We start from the raw sequence: 26046 nt of genomic DNA on the forward strand, positions 1-26046 counted from the left end.
GGCGTCGTGCAGGGAATCTGGACCACGGAACGGATTCGCGCGGCGGAGGACCGGTTGCTCGCCGTCACTCCCGATGGCGAGCTCATGCGGAGAGCGGCTTTCGGTCTCGCGGTGCACGCCGCCGAGATGCTCGCGGAGCACACGGGATCGGTGTCCGGGCGGCGGGTGACGCTGCTCGTCGGGTCGGGAAACAACGGCGGTGACGCCTTGTGGGCGGGCGCTTTCCTGCGTCGCCGCAACGTGGCCGTTTCGGCGATCCTGCTGAAGCCTGAACGCGCGCACGGCCCGGGTTTGGCCGCCTTGAAGCGATCCGGCGGCAAGGTCGTGTCCCTTGAGGACGGTCCACAGTGGATCAGCCGCGCCGATCTCGTCGTCGACGGGATCGTCGGCATTTCGGCGCGCGGGCCGCTGCGGCCGGACGCGGCCGCGTTGTTGGAGCACGTGAGTTCGCCGGTGCTGGCCGTCGATCTGCCGAGTGGGGTGGATCCGGACACCGGCGCCGTCGATGGCCCGGCTGTCGTGGCGGATCGGACCGTCACCTTCGGCGCGCTCAAGCCGGTGCACGCCCTCGCGCCCGCGTCCTGCGGCGAGGTGTTCCTGGTGGACATCGGATTGCGGCTCACCGACCCCGATCTGCAGCGGCTCGATACGGCGGATGTCGCCGCCGCTTGGCCGGTGCCCGGGCCGGACGACGACAAGTACAGCCAGGGCGTGGTCGGGGTTGCCGCCGGATCGGCGACGTATCCGGGGGCGGCCGTGCTCGCGGCCGGCGCGGCGGTGCGGGCGACGTCCGGGATGGTGCGGTACGCCGGTCACGCGGCGGACGTGGTGCGCGGGCAGTGGCCCGAGATCATCGCGACGGGATCGGTGACCGACGCGGGCCGGGTGCAGGCGTGGGTCGTCGGGCCGGGGATCGGCACCGGGAACGAGGGGCGGGACGTGTTGCGCTTCGTGCTCGGCCGGGGCGTGCCGGTGTGCGCGGACGCCGACGCGACGACGATCATCGCGCGTTCGCCCGACGTGCTCGACGCGCGCGATCCGGACACGCCGCTCGTGCTGACCCCGCACGCGGGGGAGTTCGAGCGGCTGATGGGTTCGCCGCCAGGGGCGGACCGGGTCGAGGCGGCGCGTTCGGCCGCGCGGAAATACGACGCCGTCGTGCTCTTGAAGGGGCATTGCACGGTGGTCGCGGCGCCGGACGGGCGCGCGCTGGTGAACACGCCGCGGGGGTCTTGGCTCGCGACGGCCGGTTCGGGCGACGTGCTGTCCGGTCTGGTCGGGGCGCTGCTCGCCTCCGGGCTCGACCCGTGGCTGGCGGCCGGGGCGGCCGCGCACGTCCACTCGCTGGCCGGGTCCCTCGCCGCCGACGGTGCCCCCACCTCGGCTTCCGGCATCCTCGCCGCGGTCCCGGACGCCATCCGGTCCGTCCGATCCCTGACCTCCTGACCAGGGCTACGACCTGCGTTTAGCCCCCTAACCGCGCTCTGATGGCACCCGCCCGCAGAGCGCGATTAGGGGGCTAAACGCAGGTCGGCCGGGCAGGCGGCGGGAGTGGGAAAAAATTCGGGAGTTATCGAGTTACGTGTTAACTCTGGGCGAATAATCTGGTAAGAAGCAGGTGTGAGCGCCGACACCCACCCCGCCGAGACCGCGAAGGTCCGGGTCGTGAACGGTGTCGCCCATGTCTAAGACCAGGCCCTCGGACGCCGCCGTCGAGCACCGGCGCCAGGAGATCCTCGACCACGTCATCGCCACCGGCGAGGTCCGCATCGACGACCTCACCACCCGGTTCGGCGTCAGCCTGATGACGATGCACCGCGACCTCGACGAACTCGCCGAGCGCCGCCTCCTCCGCAAACTCCGCGGCAAGGTCGAGGCCTACCCCGCGACGACCATGGAGTCGGCGGCCCGCTTCCGCGACACCTTCAATCAGGCCACCAAGGACGCGCTCGGCGAGGCCGCCGCGGCGCACGTCCACTCCGGCCAGACGGTCTTCGTCGACGACTCGACGACGCTCTTCCCGCTGGTCCGCCGCCTCGGCCAGATCGAAGACCTCACCGTCATCACCAACTCGCTCGAAGCCGCCCGCATCCTCGGCCCGGCCAAGAGCGTCGAGGTCGTCCTGGCCGGCGGCCGCTATCACCACGAGTTCGACTCGTGCGCCGGCCCGGACGTCGTCGCGTTCCTCGAGCGCACGCACGCCGACATCGCGTTCGTCTCGGTCGCCGCGGTCGCGGTCGGCCGCCTGTTCCACCCAGTCCAGGACTACGCCGAGCTCAAGAAAGCCGCGCTGCGCACGGCGGATCGCAACGTCCTGGTCGTCGACAACTCCAAGTTCGGCCGCACCGCCACCTACGCGTACGGCGACATCGGCGACTACGACCTCCTGATCACCGATGAAGAGACGCCGACCGAGGAGATCGAGGCGGCGCTGACCGCGGGGACCGCCATCGAGCAGGTCGAATGCGCACCGGAGGGCCCGGAATATGAGTTCTGAGCTGGTCGCCGGAATCGACTCGTCGACCCAGTCGACGAAGGTCGTCGTGTGCGACGCGAACACCGGCGAGATCGTCCGCACCGGTCGCGCTTCGCATCCCGACGGCACCGAGGTCGCGCCCGCCGCGTGGTGGGACGCGTTCCGCGAGGCCACGGACGGCCTGCTCGACGGTGTCGGTGCCATCGGCATCGGCGGTCAGCAGCACGGCTTGGTCGCCCTCGATGAGGCAGGCGAGGTCGTCCGGCCCGCGTTGCTGTGGAACGACACCCGGTCCGCGAAGGCGGCCGAAGATCTCAGCGGCGAGCTCGGTCCGGAGAGCTGGGCGAAGTCCGTCGGCTCGGTGCCGGTCGCCAGCTTCACCGTCACGAAACTGCGCTGGATGGCGGAGAACGAGCCCGAGCTGGCCGATCGCGTCGCCCGTGTCCTGCTTCCGCACGACTGGCTGACCTGGCGGCTGCTGGGCGACGGCGCCGAGCCGGTCACCGACCGCGGCGACGCTTCCGGCACCGGCTACTTCTCGTCCGCCACCGGCGAATACCGCAAGGATCTCCTCGCGCACGCCTTCGGCGGACGGACTCCCGAACTGCCCAAGGTCATCGGCCCCGCCGAAGCCGCGGGCCACACGCCGGACGGGATCCTGGTCTCGGCCGGAACCGGCGACAACATGGCCGCCGCGCTCGGTCTCGAACTCGCCCCCGGCGATGTCGTGGTCTCGCTCGGCACCAGCGGTACCGTCTTCGGCGTCTCCGAGACCGCGAGCGCGGACCCCTCCGGCATCGTCGCGGGATTCGCCGACGCCACCGGCCGTTTCCTCCCGCTGGCCTGCACCCTCAACGCGGCCCGCGTACTGACCGCCACGTCCGCGATGCTCGGCGTCGAGCTCGCGGAGTTCGACAAGCTGGCGCTCGCCGCGACTCCCGGCTCCGGCGGCCTCACCTTCCTGCCGTACCTCGACGGTGAGCGGACGCCGAACCTCCCGGACGCCAGGGGCACGCTCTTCGGCCTGACCCGCGCGAACATGACGCCCGAAAACCTCGCGCGCGCCGCCGTCGAAGGAATGCTGTGCGGTCTGGCCGCCGGTCTCGACGCCCTGCGCGAGCAGGGGCTCGAAGTCCGTCGCGTCCTCCTGATCGGTGGCGGCGCGCAGTCGGCGGCCGTTCGCGCGGTCGCGCCGATCGTGTTCGGCGTGCCCGTCGTCATCCCCGAAGTCGCCGAGTACGTCGCGGTCGGTGCCGCGCGGCAGGCGGCCTGGGCCCTCGCTTCCAGCACGGAACCTCCCCGCTGGCAGGAACAGCACGGTCACACCCCACTCGAGCCGACCGAAGCGGACCGCGCCGAGGGGCGCCGGATCCAGCGACGGCATCTCGACGCCCGCGAACTCGGGCACGGCATTTCCGCGAAACCGAAAGAGGACTGAACCGATGGCCACGATCACCTACGACAAGGCGACCCGGCGCTACGCGGGCTCCGAGCGGCCCGCCGTGGACGCACTCGACCTCGAGATCGCCGACGGCGAGTTCCTCGTGCTGGTCGGGCCTTCCGGCTGTGGCAAGTCCACCAGCCTGCGGATGCTCGCGGGCCTCGAAGACATCGACGAAGGCGCCGTGTGGATCGGCGACCGCGACGTCACGCAGCTGCCGCCGCGTGCCCGCGACATCGCGATGGTGTTCCAGAACTACGCGCTGTACCCGCATATGACCGTGGGCCAGAACATGGGCTTCGCGCTGAAGATCGCGGGCCGCCCGGCTTCGGAGATCAAGCAGAAGGTGCTCGACGCGGCCAAGCTGCTCGACATCGAGCAGTACCTCGACCGCAAGCCGAAGGCGCTCTCCGGTGGCCAGCGTCAGCGCGTCGCGATGGGCCGCGCCATCGTGCGTGAGCCGCAGGTCTTCCTCATGGACGAGCCGCTGTCGAACCTCGACGCGAAGCTGCGTGTCTCCACCCGTACGCAGATCGCCGCGCTGCAGCGCCGCCTCGGCGTCACCACCGTGTACGTCACGCACGACCAGGTCGAGGCCATGACGATGGGCGACCGGGTCGCGGTCCTCTCGGACGGTCTCCTGCAGCAGTGCGACACCCCGCGCGCCCTGTACGACCGGCCCGCAAACGCTTTCGTCGCCGGATTCATCGGCTCGCCCGCGATGAACCTCGTCACCGCGAAGCTCACCGAAGACGGTGCCGAGCTGGGTGGCGCGCGGGTGCCGCTGACCCGCGAGATCCTCGCCAAGGCCGACGGCGACACGGTCACCCTCGGCTTCCGTCCGGAGTCGCTCGAAGTGACGACCAGCGAAGACGGCACGCTGCCGATCAAGGTCGACCTCGTCGAGGAGCTCGGCTCGGACGCGTACGTCTACGGCAAGCTCGCCGAGACCGACGCCGAGGGCTCGAAGTCGAACGTCGTCACCCGGGTGGACCCGCGCACGCCGCCGACCATGGGCGACACCCTGCACCTGCGGATCCGTCCCGACGAGCTGCACGTGTTCTCCGCCACCGACGGGGCGCGCCTGTCCTGAGCCGGTTCGTGGGAAACTGGTGGTCGTTATGACCGCCAGTTTCCCGCGTGCCGAGGTCGTCATCGACCTGTCCGCCATCCGGCACAACGTCGCCCTGCTCGCATCCCGCGCTCCCTCGGCCCAGACCATGGCCGTGGTCAAGGCCGACGGCTACGGGCACGGAGCCCTCGAGGTCGCCCGTGCCGCCGTCGAGGGCGGGGCCACCTGGCTGGGCACCTGCTCCCTCGGTGAGGCGCTCGCGCTGCGCCGGGCCGGGATCGGCGTCCGGCTCTTCAGCTGGCTCGACACCCCCGAAGTCGACTTCGCCCCCGCTGTCGCCGAAGACATCGACGTCGCCGTGAGCTCCCTCGACGAGCTGGCCCGCGTGGCCGACGGCGCGCGCCGGGCACGCGACTTTAGCGGGCTAAACGCGATCTGCCGGGTTCACCTCAAGATCGACACCGGACTGTCCCGAAACGGCTGCCCACCTGCGGAATGGCCGGCCTTGGTCAAGGCAGCGGCGGCCGCGAAGCCGCTCATCGAGGTCGTCGCCATCTGGTCGCACCTCGCGTGCGCCGACGAGCTCGGCCACCCCTCCATCGACGCGCAGGCGAAGCGGTTCGACGAGGCCTACGACATCGCCCGCGCGGCCGGCCTGAACCCGATGCGGCATATCGCGAACTCCGCCGCCGTGCTCACCAGGCCAGACCTGCACTTCGACCTCGTGCGCCCCGGGATCGCGATCTACGGGCTGAACCCGGTGCCCACCGACGACGATCTCCGCCCGGCGATGACCTTCAAGTCGTCCGTCGTGCTCACGAAGCGGATCCCTGCCGACGAATCGGTCTCGTACGGCCATAGCTGGACGGCCGAGCGCGACACCACCCTCGCCCTGGTTCCCGTCGGATACGCCGACGGCGTGCCGCGGTCGCTGTCCGGCCGCATGGACGTCCTGCTCGCCGGGAAGCGACGGCCGGTCGTCGGCCGCGTCTGCATGGACCAGCTCATCGTCGACTGCGGAGACGACGAACCGGCCGTCGGCAGCGAAGTGATCCTCTTCGGCGCAGGCGCTTCCGGCGAGCCGACGGCCCGGGAATGGGCCGACAAGCTGGGGACGATCGACTACGAGATCGTGACTTCGATGTACCGCCCGCGCATCCGCCGAACGTATCTGGAGGCAGGCTCGTGACACCTTCACGAAGACTGCTGGCCATAGTCGGCGGAGTCGGGGCGGTGGCCACCGGCACCGCCGCGGCGATCGCCGTCGCCGCGCAGCAGCGGCGGCAAAGTGAGGATCCGTTCGTGGACGAGCCGTTGGGGGACTTGGAACCGGACCGGACATCGACGGTGGCGGCGGAGGACGGCACGCCGCTCGCGGTCGAGGAGATCGATCCGGCCGATGGGGGAGAACCGGAGCTGACCGTCGTCGGCGTGCACGGTTTCGCGTTGTCGAAGCGCTGCTGGCATTTCCAGCGGCGAGACCTCGCGTCGCTGAAGCTGCCGCGGGTGCGTCAGGTCTATTACGACCATCGCGGGCACGGGCAATCCGGCGCCGCGACCGCCGAGATGAGCACCATCGAGCAGCTGGCGCGCGACCTCGACATGGTCCTGCGCTCGGTGGTGCCGGAGGGGCCCATCGTGCTCATGGGGCACTCGATGGGCGGCATGGTGATCATGGAACTCGCCGCCGAGTATCCCGAGCTGTTCGACGACCGGGTCTGCGGCGTCGCGTTCATCGCGACCGCGGCGGGCGAAGTCGGCGCTCGGGGCCTGCCGAGATCACTGCTCTCGAAGTACAACCCGCTCACGCGCGGCGTCGGCGGACTGGCCGGTTGGCAGCCGGGACTCGTCGAGTTCGTGCGCGCGGCAGGCGGGCAGCTGACCCGGCAAGCCGTGCGCAGGCTGGCTTTCGGCAGCCGGGACGTGTCGCCGCGGCTCGTCGACTTCATGCTGGAAATGCTCGAAGTGACGCCGGTGCGCGGGCTCGTGAACTTCGTCGACACGCTCGGCAGCCACAACCGGTACGCCGCGCTCGCCGGGTTGAAGCACGCGCACGTGCTGGTCGTCGGCGGGGATTCCGACCGCTTCACTCCCGTCGCGCACGCGGAGCGGATCGCGGCGGAGCTGCCGGATGCGGAGCTGGTGCGCGTGCGCGGCGCGGGACACATGGTGCAGCTGGAACAACCAGAACTGGTGAACAGCCACCTGATCGACTTGGTACAACGGTGCACGGGCACCGATGGTGAGACTTCCGACCGGCGAACCTGGTGGTGGCAACGCTGATGAATTTCGCTTTCCCGACTCCCGAGTCGACGATGGAGTTCGGGCGTGAGCTCGGACGTTCGCTGCGTGCGGGCGATCTGGTGCTGCTCGCCGGTCCGCTCGGGGCGGGCAAGACGACGCTGACCCGCGGGATCGCGGACGGTCTCGGGGTCGGCGGGCGGGTCAGCTCGCCGACGTTCGTGCTGGCCAGGGTGCATCCGGCTGGGGCTTCTGGGGTCGCTCTGGTGCACGTCGACGCGTACCGGCTCGGCGGGGATCTCTCGCAGCTGGACGACTTGGACCTCGACACCGAACTGGAGCGGTCCGCCCTGGTCGTCGAATGGGGCGAGGGGACCGCCGAGCGGCTGTCGGACGACTACCTCGTCGTGCGGCTGGAGCGCCGTGAGGACGACGTCCGCCTGGTCACCCTGGAGCCGCACGGCACCTGGACGTCCCGGACGCCCGACCTGCGTTTAGCGGGCTAATCGCGATCTGCGTCGTGTGCGGAGGGACCTGCGTTTCGCGGGCTAAACGCGATCTGGGGGCCGACCTGCGTTTAGCCCCCTAATCGCGATTCGGGCCCACCACGGACCGGGCGATTCCCAGGTCGACCAGGTCTTGGGGGCGTAGCCGCAGCCGGTCCGCGAGAGCGGGGACTTCGTCGGCGGGCAGCTTGAGGATCGCCGCGGCGGCCTCGGGCGAGGTCACCGAGAAGTACGCGCCGGGTGTCACCCAGGTCGACCCCGGCGCCGCGAACGCGAGTGCGCCCCCGGATCCGCCTTCCCCGATCACCAGCGTCGTGATCGGCACGGCGGCGCTCGCGACCGCCTCGAACAACTCCGCGATCGCCGCACCGGCCCCGGCCCGCTCGGCCGCCTCGTCGTTCGCCGCTCCTGGAGTATCGACGAGGGTGAGGACCGGGATCCCGAGCCTCGACGCGAGCCGCACCAGACGCGCCGCTGTCCGGAAGCCCGCGGGCAGTGTCGGCGTTCCGCACTGTGCCGCGTACGCGATCGCTCGGCCGCTTTGCCAGCCGAAGCCGCACAAGACACCGGAGTCCACTCCGCCGCTTCTGTCGCCCGAGACCTCCTCACGCCAGTCGAAGTACGCGTCGAGGTACTCCGCAGCCCTTGGTCGCTCAGCGGAGCGTGCCGCTTGAACCGCGTCCCAACCGCTGTCGGGCAAGTCCGTCTCTCCGAGCGCGCCGGGCGGCTCGGCAGCCTCCGCCGTCGGAGAAGTCAGTAAGCGCAGCCACCGTTCCAGCGTCGAAGGAAGTTCGGCAGGCGTCACGATCTGGTCGACCTGGCCCCACGCGAGCTTCGCTTCGGCCGTGTACGCCTCCGGAGACGCGCCGGCAGGCCGAACGCGGGAACCGGCGAAGCCGACCTGCGCCCCGGGCAGTGCGAGGACGACGTCGGCGCTCGCACCGAGCGTCGCCCAGCCGCCGCCCGTGGTCGGATCGCGCAGCACGGAGATCTGCGGCACCGACCGGGCTCCGGCCGCCGCCCGCGCGATCCGCTGCAACTGCGAAAGCGCCCGCATCCCGTGCTGCATGCGGCTGCCGCCGGTCGCGATCAGCGACACCACCGGCAACCCGGACTCAACGGCCCGCGCGAACGCCGACTCGACGCGATCACCGGTCCGCTGACCGATCGAACCGCCGAGGAAGCCGAACTCGAAAGCGATCACCACCGCCTCGACGTCGCCGATCCTGGCGGTCCCGCAGAGCACGGACTCGCCCTCGCCGGTCCGCTCCTCGGCGGCCTCCCGTGCCGCGCGATAGCCCGGCCAGCCGATCGGCCCGTCGTCCGGCTCAGCGGTACGCGGAACGTCCAGATCCTCGAAACCGGTCGCGATCTCCTTGATGACAGACCGCGCGGAGGGCCTGCTCATCCGAGTGCCCGCTTCATGACCTTGCCCATGTCGTTGCGCGGCAACGCTTCCAGATAGCGGATCACCCGAGGCCGTTTGTGCGGCGACAACAGGCGGGAGACGTGGTCGGCGAGCTCCGACTCCGCCGGACGTTCGCCGTCGGGCACCACCCAGGCCACGATCCGCTCGCCGAGGTCGTCGTCGGGCTCGCCGGTGACCGCGACCTCGGCGACGCCGGGATGCTCCATGAGCGCGTTCTCGATCTCGCCCGCGCCGATCTTGTAGCCGCCGCTCTTGATCAGGTCCGTCGCCTTCCGGCCGACGATCTTCACGTACCCGGCCGCGTCGAGGGTCGCCATGTCGCCGGTTCGGAACCAGCCGTCGTCGAAGGCGGCTTCGGTGGCGTCGGGGCGGTTGAGGTACTCGGTGAACAGGTTCGGCCCGCGGACCTGGATCTCGCCGACGGTCTCGACCTCGTCGACGGGCTCGCCCAATTCGTCGACGAGGCGCAGATCGACGCCGCGCAGGGGGACACCGACAGTTCCGGGAACGTGCTCGCCGTCGGCGCGGATGCTGGTGTTCATGAGGGTTTCGGTCATCCCGTAGCGCTCGATCACGCGCCTGCCGGTGGCCGTGGTGATGCGCTGATGGTCGTGGACGGGCAGCGCGGCCGATCCGGAGACGAGCAGCCGTGCACTGCTCAGCGCCTCGGCGAGCGACGGGTTTTCGCCGACTTCGCCCGCGATGCGGTGGTACATGGTCGGGACGCCGAACATCATCGTCGCGCCGGTCGCGAGCTCGCGTGCGACGCCTTCGGTGGAGAAGCGACCGAGATGCCGGACCGAGCCGCCGCGCCGGAGCGGCCCCAGGATGCCGAGGATCAGGCCGTGCACGTGGAACAGCGGGAGGCCGTGGACCAGGACGTCTTCGGCGGTCCACTCCCAGGCGTCCTCGAGCGCGTCGAGCGTGGTCGAGATCGCGCGGCGGGGGAGTACGACGCCCTTGGGCGGGCCGGTGGTGCCCGAGGTGTAGACGATCAGCGCCGGGGCTTCGGCGTCCGGTTCCGCGGGGAGATGGGCCTGCGTGCCTTCGAGAACGATGTCGCGGCGAGGCAGGCCGTCGAGGCCGGTGGGCAGGTCGGCGCCCGGTTCCGCGAGAACGAGGCCGGGCTCGCTGTCGGTGAGGATGTGCGCGAGTTCGCGCTCGCCGATCTTCGGGTTGAGCGGGATGGCGGGGACGCCCGCGAGCAGGGCGGCGATCACGGCGACGCTGGTGTGTACCGAGGGCGTCGCCCAGACGGCGACGCGGCCGCTCGGCAGGTCGCGGGCGAGGGTGCCGGCGACGGCCGCGACGTCGGCGTAGGTGAGGGAGGTGTCGTCGAAGCGGAGGGCCTCCTTGCCAGAGCCGCTCGCCAGCGTGGGGAACAACCGATCGGGCACCGTGTGACCTCCTGCTTGACTCCGTCGGCCGGGGCGCTTGGCCCTCGCAGGACCGTACCGCGCTGCCCACCCGCACCCCTGCGACCTGCTTCACACGGTGGGCCGACCTGCGTTTAGCCCCCTAATCGCGATCTGCGGGCGGGAGAGCGGGAGCGACTTTAGCCCCCTAATCGCGATCCGGCGGCAGGATCCGGGACCGGTGGCGGGCCCCCGCACAGATCGCGTTTAGCGGGCTAAACGCGCTCCGGCGCCAGGGGAGCGGCCACGTCACCGGAACGCGTTTAGCCCGCTAAACGCGCTCCGGGGCGCTGGTCGTAGGCTGGGTAACCGTGCTGGTACTGGCCATCGACACCTCGACCCCGGCGGTCACCGCGGGCCTCGTCGCCGTGGACGGCGACACCCTCGAGTCACGCGGCGACCGCGTCACGGTCGACCCGCGCGCCCACGGCGAGCTGATCACGCCGCACGCCCTCGAAGCCGTCAAGGCCGCGGGCGTGACGCTTCGCGACCTCGACGCCATCGTGTGCGGCGTCGGCCCCGGCCCCTTCACCGGTCTTCGCGCCGGCATGGCCACCGCCGCGTCGCTCGCCCACGCCCTCGGCATCCCCGCCTACCCGGTCTGCAGTCTCGACGCGATCGCCGCCGACGTCGCGCCCGGCGAAGCGCCCTTCCTCGTCCTCACCGACGCGAGGCGCCGCGAGGTCTACTGGGCCACGTACGCCGCCGACGGCTCCCGCACCGACGGCCCCCACGTCGAGCGGCCCGCCGAACTCCAGACCGCGATCAAGGTCGCGGCTGGCGACGGAGCCCTCCTGTACGCGGACGCCCTGGGCGTGCAGCCGATCGAGCCGCGCTTCCCGTCACCCCTCGGACTGGTCAAGGCGGCCGACTTCGACCACGAGCCCGCGCCGCTCACCCCGCTCTACCTCCGCCGCCCGGACGCCGTCGGACCGGCCGCACGCAAGAAGGTGACCACGTCGTGAGGCTGGAACCCTTACGCCGCAAGGACATTCCCCGCTGTGTCGAGATAGAGAAGATCCTCTTCCCGGGCGATTCGCCGTGGACCGCCCATGCCTTCCACGCGGAACTCGACGCCGGCGGTTTCTACCTGGTCGCCCGTCCGGATGAAACCGACGAGGTCATCGGTTACGCCGGGCTCGCCGTCGTCGGCCGCCGCGGCGACTACGAGGCGAGCATCCACACGATCGGCGTTGACCCCGGCCACCAGCGCCAGGGCATCGGCACCACCTTGCTGAAGGCGCTCCTCGGCCGCGCGGACGAGCTCGGCGCGCCGGTCTTCCTCGAGGTCCGCACCGACAACGACGCGGCGATCACGCTCTACGAGCGGCACGGTTTCGAACGCGTCGGCCTCCGGAAGCGCTACTACCAGCCTTCCGGCGCCGACGCCTACACGATGGTCCGCCCGCGGGCCCAGGTCCGAGACGAGGTGGCGGGCTGATGCCGCGCATCATCATGGGCATCGAGAGTTCGTGCGACGAGACCGGCGTCGGCCTCGTCCGCCTGCACGACGACAACACGGTCGAACTCCTCGCCGACGAGGTCGCTTCCAGCGTCGACCAGCACGCCCGCTTCGGCGGCGTCGTACCCGAGGTCGCCAGCCGCGCGCACTTGGAGGCGATGGTCCCGACGGTCGAACGCGCCTTCGAGAAGGCCGGGCTGACACTGTCCGATGTGGACGCCATCGCGGTCACCGCCGGGCCAGGTCTCGCCGGCGCGTTGCTGGTCGGCGTCGCCGCCGCCAAGGCGTACGCCGCCGCGCTCGACATCCCGCTCTACGGCGTCAACCATCTGGCCGGGCACATCGCCGTCGACACGCTCCAGCACGGCCCGTTGCCCGAGCGCTGCCTCGCCCTGCTCGTCTCCGGTGGGCACACGCAATTGCTGCTGGTGGACGACATCGCTTCCGAGATCACCGAACTCGGGTCCACTGTGGACGACGCCGCGGGTGAGGCCTACGACAAGGTCGCCCGCGTCCTCGGCCTGCCGTATCCGGGGGGCCCGCCCATCGACAAGGCCGCCAAGAACGGCGACGGCGCGGCGATCGCGTTCCCGCGCGGGATGACCGGGCCGCGTGACGCCAAATTCGATTTCTCCTTCTCCGGCTTGAAAACCGCGGTCGCGCGCTGGGTCGAAGGCGCCGAGCGCCGCGGTGAGGACATTCCCGTCGACGACGTCGCCGCGTCGTTCCAGGAGGCCGTCGCCGACGTCCTCACCAGGAAGGCGATCCGTGCGGCCAAGGAACACGGCGTGGACACGCTCGTGATCTCCGGTGGTGTGGCGGCGAATTCGCGGCTGTCCGAGCTCGCCGCCGAGCGCTGCGCCGAGGCCGGGATCACCTTGCGTGTACCGCGACCGCGGCTGTGCACGGACAACGGCGCGATGATCGCCGCGCTCGGCGCGCACGTGGTCGCCGCGGGACGCCCCCAGGCCTCGCTCGACTTTTCCGCCAATCCGGCGCTGCCGGTGCAGGTCGTCTCGATCTAACGCGATTCGGCGGTGGTGCGCGGCGCCGGGGCCAGGTTGAGCAGCTCCTCCAGCGCCGCCACCGAGAATGCGGCGGCATTGCCGTCACCGTAAGGGTTTCCGGTGTGCGTCGGATGAAGGTCGCCACGCAGGATCTTCGCCGCGGTGTCGGCGATGAGACCGGTGTCCGTCCCGACGAGCCAGGCGCAGCCGGCCTCGATGGCTTCGCGCCGTTCGGTGACGTCGCGGAGCACCAGCACTGGCGTGCCGAAGGTCGGCGCTTCCTCTTGGATACCACCGGAATCGGTCAGGACGAGCTCGGCGAGCCGTAACGCGCGCACGAGATCGGGATATTCGAGCGGCTCGGTGATCGTCACCCGTGGCGTCCCGCCGAGCGCGGCCGTCACCTGCTCCCGCACGGCCGGATTCGGATGCACCGGGAACAGCACCTGCACGTCGCTGTGTTCCGCGACGATCAGTTCGATGGCCGCGAGGGTGCGGCTCAGCGGCTCGCCCCAGGACTCGCGCCGGTGCGACGTCACGAGGACGAGACGCTCACCCGCCTCGGCGATTTCCATCTCCAGCAACGCGAGCGCGGTGTCCCGCGCGGGGAGATCACGTTCGGCGATCGCGATCACGGCGTCGACGACGGTGTTGCCGGTGACGGCGATCCGTTGGCGCGGAACACCTTCCGTGCGCAGCGCGGCCGCGGCGCCCGGTGTCGGCGCGAGGTGCAGCGCGGCGATGCGCGAGATCATCTGCCGCGTCCCCTCTTCGGGGAACGGCGCGGCGAGGTCGTGGGTGCGTAGTCCCGCTTCCAGATGCACGACCGGGATGCCCTGCCAGAACGCGGCGAGCGCGCCCGCCAGCCCCGTCGTCGTGTCGCCCTGGACGACGACCGCGGCCGGTGCGACGCGGCGCAGCACTTCGTCGAGCGCGGGCAGCAGCCCGGAAACCAGTTCCGCCTGGGTGCCGGTGGTCCTGGGCGGAGTGTCGAGCCAGGCGTCGACCGGCAGGCCGAACGGGATCAGCGCCTGTTCGACCATGCCCTGATGCTGTCCACTGTGGACGAAGAAGGGTCGTAGGTGCGGGTGTTCCGCGAGCGCCAGCGCCAGCGGCGCGAGCTTGACCGCCTCCGGCCGTGTTCCGGCCAGCAACATCACATCCACGCGTTCGCGCTCCTCATCCACGATTCGAGTGTCCCGCAAAACGCGGGTGGCGGCCGCCGGCGCGCGAGGGGCCCACGCCGGCGGCCGTTCCGTCCGGGGAAGCGTCAGCTCCCCATCTCGCCGAGCCGTTTCGTGCGGCGGTAGCCGGCGATGACCGCGATGGTTCCGAGAACCAGCAGGATCACGCCGACGGCCAGCCACCAGCCGACATCGGCCCCGGTGGCGGCGAGGGCACCCACCCCGCCACCGGCGACGCCGACTCCGGCGCCAGGCAACTTGTACATTTCGACCTCACTTCACCCTGGTCAGGCGGTGGTCGCCGGACGCCGGTTGCGGACGACGCGGATACCGACCGGGATGGCGACGGCACCGAGCAGGCCGAGCCCGATCCACAGCCCCGCGCCCGAAGCGAGCGGCACGGGCAGACCGGCCGGGCCACAGGTGGCCGACGAGACGATCACGTCGCCGGAACCGAGCGGGGTGAGGGCGTCGCCGAGCAGCTTCACGTGGATGGCGTTGACCGTGAGGCTGCCGTCGGGGTTCTTGATCTGCTCGTTCAGGATGATCGTCGCGACGTTGACGGTGCCGAGGCCGACCTTGATCTGCGTGTTCGGGGCGGGTGTCGCGTCGACCGCGCCGGCGCTGCCGAGGTTCGCGCCGACCAGGTTCGTCGCGCCCTGCACACCCTTCTGGGTCGCGGTGCAGGTGGCTTCGACGACCTTGACGCCGACGTCGCCGAGGGCGCCCTTCAGCAGCGGCAAACCGACGTCGGCGGTGCTGGCCTTCGCCGTCACGGCACCGGAGTTGTCGTCGCGTTTGGCTTCGGTGTTGATCGCGCCCGCGGTGAGCACGCCGGTGAGGTTGGCCTTCGCGAGGCTGTTGGCGGTCGGCCCGGAGGTCTTCGCCTCGGCGAGCGGCCCGGCCTTCACCGCGTCGAGGCCGAGCAGCTTCACATCGACCTTGACGCCATACGCGGAGCCGTCACCGGGGGCCGCCGAGGCGGGCACCGCACCGGCGAGAGCCACGCTCGCCACCACAGCGGCGAGTACTCCGCCTCGTCGCAAGAGGTGCGTGTTCTTCAACTGGTCCTCCGAATTGATTCGTGGGGGTTTCTCTCATCTGCGGTCGGCACGAGGGCACAACCGTTGCGGACGAATCCTCAGCTGGCCTGACTCGGCTCGCGGATCGTCTATCGCCGAGTGTTTCTTAAATTGAACAAGAAACTGCGAGGATCACCGGATCAGGTGGACTTGCGGGCATTTACCGCAGGTCGCCGAAGGCTTCACTCTTTCGGCCTAGTCAGTTTCTCCACGATCGTGCCGAAAGGGCCCATGATCACGTTGAAAATGCCGACCCCGGTCGAAAGGGCCGGTTCTCGCTGACTTACTCTCGTCGGCGAGATCTCTGTCCGCACTGGCGGACCTGTCGTCTGCTGCGTCATTCCTGAAAGGGTCATCGTGGCCGTTGCGAGCGCTCCTTTGCCGAGTTCCAACCGGTTTCCGCTGCGTATGGCGGTGGTGGCGGTGGTCGCCGTCGCGGTCGGCCTGGTGCTGGCCGAGCGCCTGTACCGGGTTTTCGAAGTGCAGCTCGCGGGCCTGATACTGAGGGTCATCACCACATCGGGTGTCTTCGTCGCCGGTGAACGCGAGACTGTCTACTTTGGGTTGTCGGGCGATACTCCACTCGGGTTAAGAATGACTCCGGAATGCTCGTCGGCATTCATGTTGCTGCCGCTGCTGTTGGTGACCGCCGTCATGTTGTATTTCCGTCCGGGAAATGCGAAGAGGCTGTTCACTTCGTTGCTCATTTCCGCGATCGTCGTCATTCTTGTCAATCAGATGAGGGTTTTGGCCATCGTCGGGCTCGTGAACGTGATGGGTGTCGACGAAGGTTATTACTGGGGTCACACCTTGCTCGGCTCGATGGTCAGCGTCCTCGGCGGCGCGGTCGCCCTCGTCCTGTTCGTGTGGCTGAGCACCCGCAAGCCCCGGGCCGAACGCGGGGCCGCCTGATGGGCGGCGGCTCGGTCAAGATCCTGCTCGCGATCACGCAGGCCTTCGCGCTCACCATGAGCGTGGCGTTCATCGTGTACGTGTTCGTGATCGTCGTGCCGTACCTGCGGCGCAAACCCGCGCCCGTCGGGGACGCCGACGACTTCACCTGGCACTTCTTCGTTCCGTGCCGAGATGAACAGACCGTCATCCGGGAAACCGTGCGGTACCTGCGTTCGACGTTCCGGCACGCGCACGTCTGGGTCGTCGACGACGACTCCGAGGACCGCACGGCCCGCGTGGTCAGGTCGATCTGGCGGCGCAACGGCGGCTACGACCCGTACCTGCACCTCGTTCCCCGGCGCCGTCCGGAAGCGAGGACGGGCAAGGGGGACGCGCTCAACGCGGCCTATCAGGCGCTCAACGACTGGATGGGCCCGGACGCGCGCCGCGACGACGTGGTCGTCGTGGTCGTCGACGCGGACGGGCGGCCGGCGGAGAACTGCCTCGAGGTGTGCGCCGCGGATCATCTCTTCGGCGACGAGACGATCGGCGCCGTGCAGCTCGACGTCTGGATGGGCAACGCCGGCACCCGCCCGCCGGGGAAGAACTGGTTTTCCCGTGCCTTCGGGCTGAAGCTGGCCCAGATGCAGGATCTCGAGTTCCGCACGGCGATCGCGGCCATCCAGACCTCGCGCGGCTTCACCGGCACGATCTCCATGGGCGGCAACGGTCAGTTCACGCGACTGTCCGCTTTGGACTCGATCGCCGGGCCGGACGAACAGCCGTGGCGCGGTTCGCTGCTGGAGGATTTCGAACTCGGCGTGCACCTGCTGACCGCGGGCTGGCGGACCGGCTACACGCCGGATTCCCATGTGAAACAGGAAGGTCTGTACAGCCTGCGGCGGTTCCTGGTGCAGCGCACCCGCTGGGGCCAGGGCACGATGCAGTGTTCGCGGTATCTCCGGCGGATCTGGGATTCGCCGCATGTGAGCACGCTGGGCGCGGCGGAGATGATGTACTACCTCGCACAGCCGTGGATGCAGCTGCTCGGCTCGCTGCTGTACCCGATCCCGTTCATCCTGCTGCTTTTCAGCACCGCGGGGGATCCGGCGCAGGTGTGGACCTGGTTCGCCGACGACGGCGCGTGGATCCTGTTCGCGATCTACGGCTCGTTCGGGCTGCTGCCGTTCATCGTGTGGGGCCCGATCTATCAGTTCAAATGCTTGAAGAGCCGCAATCTCCTGCGCGGGATCGGGATGGGTTTCGCCTACGCGCTGTACATCTACACGTTCTACATCACGTCGTGGCGGGCGCTGTTCCGGTTGGTGCGCGGCCGCAACGGCTGGTCGAAGACGCGGCGCAACACCGAGCACGCCCCCGGGGTCAAGGTCGCGCTGGACTCCTGACCCGGGGGAGCGGATCGCGTTTAGCGGGCTAAACGCGATCCGCCACGGCCTCAGGCGGCGGGCAGGATCCGGACGTCGTCCGCCTTCACGAAGGCGATGCGGTGCCCGAACTGGATCTGCACGTACTTCGTCCTGCCCTTGACGACCACGTGGTTCGCCGGGTCGAACGTCGTCGCCGAGAAGTACTCGGAACCGAGGACGTTGCCGAGCGAATACCGCTGCCCGGCCGAGAACGTGTACGGCAGCGGGACGACCTGCTGCACCGGCACGTTCGCCGGGTAGGCCTCGGCCTCGGGATACGCGCGGCCGAACACCGGCACGGTCGCCAGACCGGGCTTCGGCGTGACGACCAGGCCGAACGCCGGGCTCGTCGTGCGCTGGTCGCGGAACCAGCCCTTCTGCCCGAGGTACCAGATCGCCGTCCAGCCGGCCCGCCGCTCGGCGACCACGTACCGCTGGCCGGTCTCCGCGCGGCTGCCGATGTCCGAAACGGCCATCGTGCTCACCGAACCGTCCGGGCGCAGGCCGATGTCCTTGAGCAGCGGCGCCGAGTCGTTCGGCTCGCTGCGCAGCACGACCGAACCGGAACCCCTTGCCGGGCAAGGCTTTCCGGCGCCCTCGCAGTCGGTGAACGCGGGCTGGTTCGTGGCGAAGTCCGGCGTGATGGTCACCAGCGGCGAGCCGGGGCGGCCGAAGCCGGACAGCGGCGCGCCCATCAAGTCGAAGTAGTGCGCCCAGTCCCAGTACGGGCCCGGATCCCAGTGCATGCCCTTGATGGTCGAGGGGATCGTGCCGGGAACGTTGTCGTGGCCGAGGATGTGCGCGCGGTCGAGCGGGATGTCGTACTTCCGCGCGAGGTAGCCGACGAGCTTCGCGGAGGTGCGGTACATCGCCTCCGTGTACCAAGTGCCCTTCGCGGCGAAGCCCTCGTGCTCGATGCCGACGGACTTCGCGTTGACGTACCAGTTGCCCGCGTGCCAGGCGACGTCCTTGGTCGGCACGTGCTGCGCGATCTGGCCGTCGGACGAGCGGATCGTGTAGTGCCAGCTCACGTAGGTCGGGTCACGGACGAGGTCCATCGCCGTGTCCCAGTAGCCCTCGGTGTCGTGGATGATGATGTATTCGACCTTTTGGCTCTTCGGCCGGTCCGCCTTGTCGTGGTTGCCGTAGTCGTTGTTCGGCAGCTCCTGGTACGGCGCCGGCACCGAAAGGCACGAGACCTTCTTCGGGCACTCCGTCTTCGGGTCTTCGGCCTGGACGCGCGCCGGGCTCACCGGCGTCGCGGCGAGGGTGACGTTCTGACCGTCGTCGGTCCTGCGGCTGACGCCCTTGGAGATGGTGTCGAAGACTTCGTCGGCGAAGGACTGTGCTCCCGCCGCGTCCTTCGCGCCGCTGTAGCGAGCGACGGCGGCGTTCCAATCGCCGGTTTCGCGCTGGTACTTCGCCAGCAGGGCGGCGCCACCGCGGATGTTCTGGGTGGTGTCCGTACGCAGCGTCGCGACGTCCTGGCCGATCAGCGCGGCCGCCTCGTCGATGGTCTGAAGGCCGGGCGGAGGCGGTTTCGGCGCCGGTGTCACCGGGAGTTTCGCCTGACGGGCGTCGTCTCCGCGCGGGTCCTCCTCGCCTTCGTCGTGATGCGTGCCTGTGCCCGCTTCGCGCAGGTCGGTCAGGTGCATCGGACCGTATCCGGCGGACGTGCTCGGCGTACCGGCGTTGAAGTCCCAGCGCGACTCCAGGAACGAGACGCCGAGCAGGACGTTCTCGGGGACGCCGAACTCCTGCGCGGCGGCCGCGAAGTCCCGCTGACGCTGTTGATCCGCCGGAGCGGCTTCAGCGGGTACGGCGGCGAGAAGGCCCGCGGCGAGGCTGAGGATCGCGAGCCCGGCGGTCCGTTTGGACCGGCGGCGGAGCGGCTCGAGGGTTACGGGACGGAAGGGACGCGGCATGGGCGTATACCCCCAGTGACTAGGTCTGCTGAACAGGACCGACCCCAATGGTCGGAACCTAACCAGAAACGCGCCCGTTCCGTAAGGTCCCTCCGGATCGCGATTAGGGGGCTAAACGCAGGTCGGTGGCAAGGTGAGGGGATGGAGCTGCTGCAGGAGAAGGACCACATCTTCCTCGACTTCGACGGTCCGGTGTGCGACGTGTTCGCCATGCTCCCGGCGGTCGAGGTGGCCGACAGGCTCAAGCGCCTCGTCGAGCCTGAGGTGATCACCTCGGCCGATCCGTTCGACGTGCTCAGGTACGCGGCCTCGTGCGGTCCGAACGCCGCGCGCGTCGTCGAGCGGCAGCTCAGCCGTTTCGAAGGGGAGGCCGTCGCGCTGGTCTCTCCGGCCCCTGGTGTCACGGAGGTGCTCCGCGACTGGCGTGCGCAGGGGTTCACGGTGACGATCGTCAGCAACAACTCCGTCGACGCGGTCAGGTCCTTCCTGGGGATGCACGAGCTCGCCGAATACATCCGCGGGATCAGCGCACGGACGTACTCGGCACGGCTGAAGCCTCATCCGGCGCTCGTCGACGCCGCGGTGAAGGCGCTCGGCGCGTCGCCTCGGCAGTGCGTCATGGTCGGCGACTCGGCCGCGGACATCCTGGCCGCTCGCGCCGCCGGCGTCGCGTCGATCGCTCTGGCGAAGACGCCGGCGAAGCGGAGAGCCCTCTCGGCCCTCGACCCCGACGCCCTGGTGACCGACCTCGCCGACTTGCGTTTCGCGGGCTAAACGCGCTCCGGTGGTACCGGGCGCGGCAAAACGGCCGGTCAGGGGCTCGCGGACAAGGTGAGCGGACCCTCCTTGCGAAGCTGGCACTCACATGGCTAGAGTGCTAATTGCACGGCCCGAACACGCCCCGGCACCCGCGACGGCGGGGGTGGTAGGAGCCGTAACTCATCCTGCCAACGCTTTCGACGACCGTGGAGGTCAACCCGGTGAGCGTGAACATCAAGCCGCTCGAGGACAAGATCGTTGTCCAGACGAGTGAGGCCGAGGAGACGACCGCTTCCGGCCTCGTCATCCCCGACACCGCCAAGGAGAAGCCCCAGGAGGGCAAGGTTCTGGCCGTGGGCCCGGGCCGCATCGACGACAAGGGCAACCGCGTCCCGCTCGACGTTTCCGTCGGCGACGTCGTCATCTACTCCAAGTACGGCGGCACCGAAGTGAAGTACAACGGTGAGGACTACTTGATCCTTTCCGCTCGCGACGTGCTGGCCGTCATCAACTGACGTCCGCTCTCAGCGCATGACGCCCCGGGCCCCGCATTGCCGGGGACCGGGGCGTTCGTGTTTTCCGAGCTTTAGAACTGGAAGGTAAGCGGAACAGGCCATGCCCAAGCAGATCAGTTTCGACGAGGACGCTCGTCGCGCGCTCGAGCGCGGGGTGAACAAGCTCGCCGACGCGGTCAAGGTCACCCTCGGCCCGCGCGGTCGCCACGTCGTGCTCGACAAGAAGTTCGGTGGCCCGACCATCACCCTCGACGGCGTCACCGTCGCTCGTGAGATCGAGCTCGACGACCCGTTCGAGAACCTCGGCGCCCAGCTCGCCAAGAGCGTCGCCACCAAGACCAACGACGTCGCCGGTGACGGCACCACGACCGCGACCGTGCTCGCGCAGTCGCTGGTGAAGGTCGGCCTGCGCAACGTCGCCGCCGGTGCCAACCCGACCGCCGTCGGCCGTGGCATCGAGGCCGCCGCGGAGAAGGTCATCGCGGTCCTCAAGGAGAAGGCGACCCCGGTCAAGGGTCGCGACAACATCGCCCAGGTCGGCACCGTCACCTCGCGTGACGCGGCCATCGGCGCCCTGCTCGGCGAGGCCGTCGAGCGGGTCGGCGAAGACGGCGTCATCACGATCGAAGAGTCGTCCACGCTGGCGACCGAGCTCGTGATCACCGAGGGTGTCCAGTTCGACAAGGGTTTCCTGTCGGCGCACTTCGCGACCAACCCGGAGGAGCAGAAGGCGATCCTCGAGGACGCCTACATCCTGCTCGTCCGCGAGAAGATCTCGGCGCTGGCCGACCTGCTCCCGGTGCTGGAGAAGGTCGTCGAGGCCAAGAAGCCGCTGCTGATCATCGCCGAGGACGTCGACGGCGAAGCGCTGTCGACCCTCGTGGTGAACTCGCTGCGCAAGACGATCACCGCCGTCGCGGTCAAGGCGCCGTTCTTCGGTGACCGCCGCAAGGCGTTCCTGGACGACCTCGCGGTCGTCACCGGCGGTGAGGTCATCTCAGCCGAGATCGGGCACAAGCTGTCCGAGACCACGCTGGCCCAGCTGGGCAACGCCCGCCGGATCGTCGTCACCAAGGACGACACCACGCTCGTCGACGGTGCCGGCACCAAGGACGACATCGCGGGCCGCGTCGCGCAGATCCGCAAGGAGATCGAGAACACCGACTCCGACTGGGACCGCGAAAAGCTGCAGGAGCGGCTGGCGAAGCTCGGCGGCGGTGTCGCCGTGATCAAGGTCGGCGCGGCCACCGAGACCGAGCTGAACGAGCGCAAGCACCGCATCGAGGACGCCGTGGCTTCGACCAAGGCGGCCGTCGAAGAGGGCATCCTGCCCGGTGGTGGCTCGGCGCTCGTGCACGCGGTCAAGGAGCTCGACGGTGGCCTCGGCCTCGAGGGTGACGAAGCGACCGGTGTGCGCATCGTCCGCGACGCGCTGTCCGCCCCGCTGTTCTGGATCGCGACCAACGCGGGCCACGAGGGTGCGGTCATCGTGAACAAGGTCCAGGAGCAGAGCTGGGGGCACGGCTTCAACGCCGCCACCGGTGAGCTCACCGACCTGCTGGCCGCCGGCATCGTCGACCCGGTCAAGGTGACCCGGTCCGCGGTGGCGAACGCCGCTTCCATCGCCCGGCTCGTGCTCACGACGGAAAGCTCCATCGTCGAGAAGCCGGTCGAGGAGGAGCCCGCCGCGGCCGGTCACGGCCACGCGCACTAGTTCGACCCCTGAAGCGGGGTGGCACTCCACTCGGAGTGCCGCCCCGCTTTGCTGTGCCCGCCACCGACCTGCGTTTCGCGGGCTAAACGCGATCCAGCTGGCGCCGGTGCCCGGGGACCGCGCCGACCTGCGTTTAGCCCCCTAATCGCGCTCCGGGTGGTCGGGTGAGCGGTACCGGGGCCGACCTGCGTTTCGCGGGCTAAACGCGATCCGGTGGCGCCGGTGGCCGGGGACCGCACTGACCTGCGTTTAGCCCCCTAAACGCGATCCGGTGCCCGGAGACGCGGAAGGGCGGCACCCCACCCGGATGCCGCCCTTCCGCGTCGCCGACTCGGCCGGATCAGCCGTTCGACATGCTCAATGTGCGCTTGTCCGCCTTGATGATGTGCTCGCGTTCCGACTCCGACAGCCCGCCCCAGATCCCGTACGGCTCGTGCACGGCGAGTGCGTGGTTCCGGCACATCGCCAGTACCGGGCAGGCCAGGCACACGGCTTTGGCCCTCGCCTCGCGGCGGGCTCTGGCCGGCCCGCGCTCGCCGTCAGGGTGAAAGAAGGACGCGCTGTCCATACCTCGGCACGACCCTTCGAGCTGCCAGTCCCATACATCCGCGTTGGGCCCCGGGAGCCTGCGTGTGTCCGCCATCCTGACCGCCTCCGTCATCCGGTCGAAGCGTTTACCTGCTCTGCTGCGCTGCGGATACTCCATTCGGTGCAACGGCGGTAACGTTAGAAGCGCGCCAATACTTGTTCAAGAGATTCAAGACGATTCAGCCGTTAGGCATCCCCCGGATGTGTGAGCGGTACTTTCCGCTCCGGTTGCCCCTGTCCCGGCCTGCCTGGATATTGGGTCGAGTGGGATCTCGGACCAGCAGTGAAGAACCCACCCTGCCGGTGGCCTCGGTCGCTCGCCGGCTCGGGGTCGCACCGTCCACCCTGCGCACCTGGGACCGCAGATACGGCGTAGGGCCGAGCCGCCACACCAACGGCCGTCACCGCCGCTACGGCAGCTCCGACATCGGCCGTCTCGAACTGATGCAGCGCGCGCTGCTTCGCGGCGCCTCGACGGCCGAAGCGGCGAAGTACGCGCTCGAGCAGATGCCCAGGACGGCGACGAATCCTCCGGAATTCGCTGTCGTCCAAGTGGCGGAGCAGGCCGTCGCGCCGCCCGCCGAGGATCACGACGTCCCGTCCCGCCTCGCCAGGCGGTTGAGCACGGCCGCGCTCGCCATGGATTTCGGCGCGGTCCAGCGCATGCTCGCCGACACGATCCGCGAACTCGGCGTCCTGCCGGCCTGGACCGGTGTCGTGTCGCCGGTCCTCACCGCTCTCGGCGCGCGCTGGCGCGGTGTGAGCGCCGGCGCGGAGGTCGAGTACCTGCTCGCCGAATGCGTGTACGCCGCCCTGGTACGCGCGACGCCGGTGCTGCGCGAACCGCGTAACCAGCGCCCGGTGCTGCTGACCTGTGTCCCGGACGAACGCGACAACCTGCCCATGTACGCGCTCGCCGCGGCGCTCGCGGGACGCCGGATCGGCGCCCAGCTGTTCGGGGCGTCCCTCCCCGCCGAAGTGCTCGCGGTGACCGTCCGCCGGAGCGTCCCGGCGGCGGTGGTGCTGTGGTCGGGACGGCGCGCGACCGCGGACCCGCGCCTGTTCGCCAGGGTCTCCCGCGGCCGTCAGCGCAGCAGGCTGTTCGCGTGCGGTCCCGGCTGGGATCCCGCCACGCTCCCGGACAAGATCGAACTGCTCGGCGAACTGACGACCGCCGCAGACCGGATCGAGCACGTTCTTGTCGGTGCGAGGCGATAGAAAGGACGCATGGAATCGTCCTTGCGGTCCGCCGCGTTCGGCGACGGCGTGCCATCGCCGCGCCCCTTCGCGGTGCCCGCGTCGCCTCGTGGACGGTTGCTCGCCGCGATCGGGCTCGGTGCCCGCGGCCGGTACGCGGCGGCGGCCACGCTGCTGAACGGGTTGCGCGCGAGCGGTGGCCCGGTGTTCGCGTCGCTGGCCGCGAGCACGCTGGCGTCGCATCGGCGGCAGCTGGGCGGGCACGCGGCGGCCCTCGTCCTCGACGGCGAGGCGCTCGCTTCGGCGATCACGGAGCCGCCAGGCGAACCCGACCCCGACGGTCTGGACGCCGAGGGCGCGCGGGCGGACGCCCTCCTGGGGCTCGCGGCGGACAACTTGGGGCGCGGCAGGCTGACCGCCGCCCGGCGGCTGCTCGCCCGTGCGGACGCGCACTGCGGCAACTGGCGGACCCGCACCAGGGCCGGTTGGGTGGGCGCGGAAATCGAACTGGCGGGTAACATTTCCGGGGCGGCCGTCGCACCCGCGGAAATGGCGTTGGAAACCGCGCACGCCAGGGGCGCTCGCCGACACGTCGTCAAATCACGGCTCGTACTCGCCGTGACGATCGCGAATGGCGGTTCCGCTGAGCGGGACCGCGCGAAAGCGCTGGTCGAGAGCGCGCGCGAGACCGCCGAGAAATACGAATTCAATTCACTTCTGTGGGTGGCGTGCCTGCTCGCGGCGGACTTCGGGGCAGGACACGCCGATGAGTATCGATCCAGAAGTGCCGAACTGTTGCACGGAGTGTTACGGCACGCAGATCCTTGCGGGAGGTGGCTCGCACGGGAATCTCCGTGGGTCCCCCTCTGAGGGCGTCTAGCCTGTTGGAGGGCCCATTCCGGCAACCGGGCTAAGAACTTTCAAAAAAAGCCACCGGATCGTGTCAAGGTTCGGGCTAAAGCGTCCGATAGGGGAAGTGGAATGTCACCCGGCTGCAGGAAGGAAACCCCGTGACGACGGTCTTGATCTGCGACGACCGACGCAGTGTCCGCGAAGGGCTCACTCGAGTGATGTCCGCGGTCCCAGGGGTCAGTCGCATCGACTGCGTAGCGCACGGTGACGAGCTGCTGGCCCGGTACTCCCGTCAGCCGGTCGACGTCGTGCTGGTCGGAACCCAGCGCGCCGTCCCGACCGGCGTCGAAGCCACCCGGCGGCTCGTCTCGGCGAACCCCCAAGCGAACGTGATCGTGTTCGGCGCCCCGGACGACGCGGGCAGTATCGCCGCCGCCATCGCCGGCGGCGCACGCGGCTACCTGCGCTGGGACGCCTCGCGTCCCGAGCTGGTCGCCGCACTGGCGCACACGCTCGCCAGCACCTCGGTGCCGGCGCCGCGCCAGCCGTCCGACCCCGGCGTCCAGCTCACCGAGCGCGAGCTTCAGGTGCTTCGTGGGATGAGCCAGGGCAAGAGCAACGGACAGATCGGCCGCGAGCTGTACCTGTCCGAAGACACCGTGAAGACCCACGCGCGCCGCTTGTTCCGCAAGCTCGGCGTTCGGGACCGCGCACAGGCGGTCGCCCACGGATTCCGCCGTGGACTTGTTTCCTGACAACGCTTTCTTGATTTCATCGGTCAGATTGCACAACGGGTGACGAACGGGCCGGGGGAGTACCCCTGGCCCGTACCTGTGTTCCCTGTCACGCTTCGCGCATTT

General features: G+C 69.8%; 25 protein-coding genes. 18 read left to right on the plus strand and 7 right to left on the minus strand.

Annotation, left to right across the window (positions count from 1 at the left end; genetic code table 11):
• Window positions 1-6: 6 nt before the first annotated feature.
• The 7 genes from ACIRGA_RS03470 (at window position 7) to tsaE (ending at window position 7736) form a co-directional block, all read left to right on the plus strand.
• The gene (locus tag ACIRGA_RS03470) at window positions 7-1446 is read left to right on the plus strand and encodes an NAD(P)H-hydrate dehydratase (protein WP_400936123.1); all 1440 of its coding nucleotides are present in this window, start codon (window positions 7-9) and stop codon (window positions 1444-1446) included.
• 235 nt (window positions 1447-1681) lie between these two features.
• The gene (locus ACIRGA_RS03475) at window positions 1682-2497 is read left to right on the plus strand and encodes a DeoR/GlpR family DNA-binding transcription regulator (RefSeq protein ID WP_400936125.1); all 816 of its coding nucleotides are present in this window, start codon (window positions 1682-1684) and stop codon (window positions 2495-2497) included.
• A complete protein-coding gene (xylB, locus tag ACIRGA_RS03480) occupies window positions 2487-3914 on the plus strand; it encodes a xylulokinase (RefSeq protein WP_400936126.1) in 1428 nt (475 codons plus the stop codon). Before ACIRGA_RS03475 ends, xylB begins: the two co-directional genes overlap by 11 nt.
• A 4-nt stretch (window positions 3915-3918) precedes the next feature.
• A complete protein-coding gene (locus ACIRGA_RS03485) occupies window positions 3919-5010 on the plus strand; it encodes an ABC transporter ATP-binding protein (RefSeq protein WP_192747853.1) in 1092 nt (363 codons plus the stop codon).
• A 28-nt stretch (window positions 5011-5038) separates the two neighbouring features.
• The gene (gene alr / locus ACIRGA_RS03490; RefSeq protein WP_400936128.1) at window positions 5039-6178 is read left to right on the plus strand and encodes an alanine racemase; all 1140 of its coding nucleotides are present in this window, start codon (window positions 5039-5041) and stop codon (window positions 6176-6178) included.
• Window positions 6175-7272, plus strand: coding sequence for an alpha/beta fold hydrolase (locus ACIRGA_RS03495; RefSeq protein ID WP_400936130.1), 1098 nt, complete (start codon window positions 6175-6177; stop codon window positions 7270-7272). The genes alr and ACIRGA_RS03495 overlap by 4 nt, the downstream gene beginning before the upstream one ends.
• Window positions 7272-7736: a tRNA (adenosine(37)-N6)-threonylcarbamoyltransferase complex ATPase subunit type 1 TsaE gene (gene tsaE, locus ACIRGA_RS03500; protein ID WP_400936132.1), complete on the plus strand. Its 465-nt coding sequence runs from the start codon at window positions 7272-7274 to the stop codon at window positions 7734-7736. Before ACIRGA_RS03495 ends, tsaE begins: the two co-directional genes overlap by 1 nt.
• A 79-nt stretch (window positions 7737-7815) precedes the next feature.
• Here the strand turns inward: tsaE and ACIRGA_RS03505 are convergent, their stop codons facing one another.
• On the minus strand, window positions 7816-9144 hold the full coding sequence (locus ACIRGA_RS03505) for a carboxyl transferase domain-containing protein (RefSeq protein ID WP_400936134.1): 1329 nt from the start codon (window positions 9142-9144) through the stop codon (window positions 7816-7818).
• Window positions 9141-10562: an acyl-CoA synthetase gene (locus ACIRGA_RS03510; RefSeq protein WP_400936136.1), complete on the minus strand. Its 1422-nt coding sequence runs from the start codon at window positions 10560-10562 to the stop codon at window positions 9141-9143. Before ACIRGA_RS03510 ends, ACIRGA_RS03505 begins: the two co-directional genes overlap by 4 nt.
• A 329-nt stretch (window positions 10563-10891) precedes the next feature.
• Here ACIRGA_RS03510 and tsaB point away from each other — a divergent pair, with 329 nt between their 5' ends.
• From tsaB to tsaD, 3 genes are read left to right on the plus strand one after another with little or no spacing between them, the layout of a single operon-like run.
• Entirely contained in the window at window positions 10892-11545 is a 654-nt protein-coding gene (gene tsaB, locus ACIRGA_RS03515) for a tRNA (adenosine(37)-N6)-threonylcarbamoyltransferase complex dimerization subunit type 1 TsaB (RefSeq protein ID WP_400936138.1), read from the plus strand.
• Entirely contained in the window at window positions 11542-12021 is a 480-nt protein-coding gene (gene rimI / locus ACIRGA_RS03520) for a ribosomal protein S18-alanine N-acetyltransferase (RefSeq protein WP_400936140.1), read from the plus strand. The genes tsaB and rimI overlap by 4 nt, the downstream gene beginning before the upstream one ends.
• Window positions 12021-13067 (plus strand): tRNA (adenosine(37)-N6)-threonylcarbamoyltransferase complex transferase subunit TsaD, encoded by a 1047-nt coding sequence (gene tsaD / locus ACIRGA_RS03525; RefSeq protein WP_400936142.1) that lies wholly within the window; start codon window positions 12021-12023, stop codon window positions 13065-13067. Before rimI ends, tsaD begins: the two co-directional genes overlap by 1 nt.
• Here tsaD and wecB read toward each other — a convergent pair.
• From wecB to ACIRGA_RS03540, 3 genes are all read right to left on the minus strand, one after another.
• On the minus strand, window positions 13064-14215 hold the full coding sequence (wecB, locus tag ACIRGA_RS03530; RefSeq protein ID WP_400936196.1) for a non-hydrolyzing UDP-N-acetylglucosamine 2-epimerase: 1152 nt from the start codon (window positions 14213-14215) through the stop codon (window positions 13064-13066). The two genes, tsaD and wecB, sit on opposite strands and share 4 nt — an antisense overlap.
• 104 nt (window positions 14216-14319) lie before the next feature.
• Window positions 14320-14499: an LPXTG cell wall anchor domain-containing protein gene (locus tag ACIRGA_RS03535; RefSeq protein ID WP_007031099.1), complete on the minus strand. Its 180-nt coding sequence runs from the start codon at window positions 14497-14499 to the stop codon at window positions 14320-14322.
• Window positions 14500-14520: 21 nt separating this feature from the next.
• Window positions 14521-15297, minus strand: coding sequence for a choice-of-anchor P family protein (locus ACIRGA_RS03540; RefSeq protein WP_400936144.1), 777 nt, complete (start codon window positions 15295-15297; stop codon window positions 14521-14523).
• Window positions 15298-15723: 426 nt separating this feature from the next.
• Here ACIRGA_RS03540 and xrtP point away from each other — a divergent pair, with 426 nt between their 5' ends.
• Together xrtP and ACIRGA_RS03550 are read left to right on the plus strand one after the other, a co-directional pair.
• Window positions 15724-16227 carry an exosortase P gene (xrtP, locus tag ACIRGA_RS03545; RefSeq protein WP_400936198.1) on the plus strand — a complete coding sequence of 168 codons (504 nt, stop codon included), beginning with the start codon at window positions 15724-15726 and terminating at the stop codon, window positions 16225-16227.
• A complete protein-coding gene (locus ACIRGA_RS03550; RefSeq protein ID WP_400936146.1) occupies window positions 16227-17615 on the plus strand; it encodes a glycosyltransferase in 1389 nt (462 codons plus the stop codon). The genes xrtP and ACIRGA_RS03550 overlap by 1 nt, the downstream gene beginning before the upstream one ends.
• Window positions 17616-17665: 50 nt before the next feature.
• Here the strand turns inward: ACIRGA_RS03550 and ACIRGA_RS03555 are convergent, their stop codons facing one another.
• Window positions 17666-19561, minus strand: a complete 1896-nt coding sequence (locus ACIRGA_RS03555) for an N-acetylmuramoyl-L-alanine amidase (RefSeq protein ID WP_400936148.1) — start codon at window positions 19559-19561, stop codon at window positions 17666-17668.
• 141 nt (window positions 19562-19702) lie between these two features.
• On the opposite strand from ACIRGA_RS03555, the gene ACIRGA_RS03560 reads away from it, so the two are divergent.
• The 3 genes from ACIRGA_RS03560 to groL all read left to right on the plus strand — a co-directional run bounded on the left by ACIRGA_RS03560 (window position 19703) and on the right by groL (window position 22549).
• Window positions 19703-20335, plus strand: coding sequence for an HAD family hydrolase (locus ACIRGA_RS03560; RefSeq protein ID WP_400936150.1), 633 nt, complete (start codon window positions 19703-19705; stop codon window positions 20333-20335).
• A gap of 206 nt (window positions 20336-20541) precedes the next feature.
• Window positions 20542-20835, plus strand: coding sequence for a co-chaperone GroES (groES, locus tag ACIRGA_RS03565; RefSeq protein ID WP_007031106.1), 294 nt, complete (start codon window positions 20542-20544; stop codon window positions 20833-20835).
• A 100-nt stretch (window positions 20836-20935) separates the two neighbouring features.
• On the plus strand, window positions 20936-22549 hold the full coding sequence (gene groL, locus ACIRGA_RS03570) for a chaperonin GroEL (protein ID WP_400936152.1): 1614 nt from the start codon (window positions 20936-20938) through the stop codon (window positions 22547-22549).
• Window positions 22550-22889: 340 nt separating this feature from the next.
• Here groL and ACIRGA_RS03575 read toward each other — a convergent pair whose 3' ends face one another.
• Entirely contained in the window at window positions 22890-23210 is a 321-nt protein-coding gene (locus ACIRGA_RS03575) for a WhiB family transcriptional regulator (RefSeq protein ID WP_007031108.1), read from the minus strand.
• A gap of 230 nt (window positions 23211-23440) precedes the next feature.
• Here ACIRGA_RS03575 and ACIRGA_RS03580 point away from each other — a divergent pair, with 230 nt between their 5' ends.
• The 3 genes from ACIRGA_RS03580 (at window position 23441) to ACIRGA_RS03590 (ending at window position 25941) form a co-directional block, all read left to right on the plus strand.
• Window positions 23441-24355, plus strand: a complete 915-nt coding sequence (locus ACIRGA_RS03580) for a MerR family transcriptional regulator (protein WP_400936200.1) — start codon at window positions 23441-23443, stop codon at window positions 24353-24355.
• Window positions 24356-24364: 9 nt separating this feature from the next.
• Window positions 24365-25204, plus strand: coding sequence for a hypothetical protein (locus ACIRGA_RS03585; protein ID WP_400936154.1), 840 nt, complete (start codon window positions 24365-24367; stop codon window positions 25202-25204).
• Window positions 25205-25344: 140 nt separating this feature from the next.
• On the plus strand, window positions 25345-25941 hold the full coding sequence (locus tag ACIRGA_RS03590) for a response regulator transcription factor (protein WP_003073605.1): 597 nt from the start codon (window positions 25345-25347) through the stop codon (window positions 25939-25941).
• Window positions 25942-26046: the final 105 nt, after the last annotated feature.

The organism is Amycolatopsis sp. NPDC102389 (assembly GCF_044765885.1).
Lineage (GTDB): Bacteria > Actinomycetota > Actinomycetes > Mycobacteriales > Pseudonocardiaceae > Amycolatopsis.

Coding starts and splice junctions, on each gene's coding strand:
- ACIRGA_RS03575 (WP_007031108.1), bottom strand. CDS start 23,210: ATGACGGAGGCGGTCAGGATGGCGGACACACGCAGGCTCCCGGGGCCC.
- tsaE (WP_400936132.1), top strand. CDS start 7,272: ATGAATTTCGCTTTCCCGACTCCCGAGTCGACGATGGAGTTCGGGCGT.
- ACIRGA_RS03585 (WP_400936154.1), top strand. CDS start 24,365: ATGGAATCGTCCTTGCGGTCCGCCGCGTTCGGCGACGGCGTGCCATCG.
- ACIRGA_RS03550 (WP_400936146.1), top strand. CDS start 16,227: ATGGGCGGCGGCTCGGTCAAGATCCTGCTCGCGATCACGCAGGCCTTC.
- groL (WP_400936152.1), top strand. CDS start 20,936: ATGCCCAAGCAGATCAGTTTCGACGAGGACGCTCGTCGCGCGCTCGAG.
- xylB (WP_400936126.1), top strand. CDS start 2,487: ATGAGTTCTGAGCTGGTCGCCGGAATCGACTCGTCGACCCAGTCGACG.
- tsaD (WP_400936142.1), top strand. CDS start 12,021: ATGCCGCGCATCATCATGGGCATCGAGAGTTCGTGCGACGAGACCGGC.
- ACIRGA_RS03475 (WP_400936125.1), top strand. CDS start 1,682: ATGTCTAAGACCAGGCCCTCGGACGCCGCCGTCGAGCACCGGCGCCAG.
- alr (WP_400936128.1), top strand. CDS start 5,039: ATGACCGCCAGTTTCCCGCGTGCCGAGGTCGTCATCGACCTGTCCGCC.
- ACIRGA_RS03560 (WP_400936150.1), top strand. CDS start 19,703: ATGGAGCTGCTGCAGGAGAAGGACCACATCTTCCTCGACTTCGACGGT.
- xrtP (WP_400936198.1), top strand. CDS start 15,724: ATGGCGGTGGTGGCGGTGGTCGCCGTCGCGGTCGGCCTGGTGCTGGCC.
- ACIRGA_RS03535 (WP_007031099.1), bottom strand. CDS start 14,499: ATGTACAAGTTGCCTGGCGCCGGAGTCGGCGTCGCCGGTGGCGGGGTG.
- ACIRGA_RS03555 (WP_400936148.1), bottom strand. CDS start 19,561: ATGCCGCGTCCCTTCCGTCCCGTAACCCTCGAGCCGCTCCGCCGCCGG.
- ACIRGA_RS03485 (WP_192747853.1), top strand. CDS start 3,919: ATGGCCACGATCACCTACGACAAGGCGACCCGGCGCTACGCGGGCTCC.
- ACIRGA_RS03505 (WP_400936134.1), bottom strand. CDS start 9,144: ATGAGCAGGCCCTCCGCGCGGTCTGTCATCAAGGAGATCGCGACCGGT.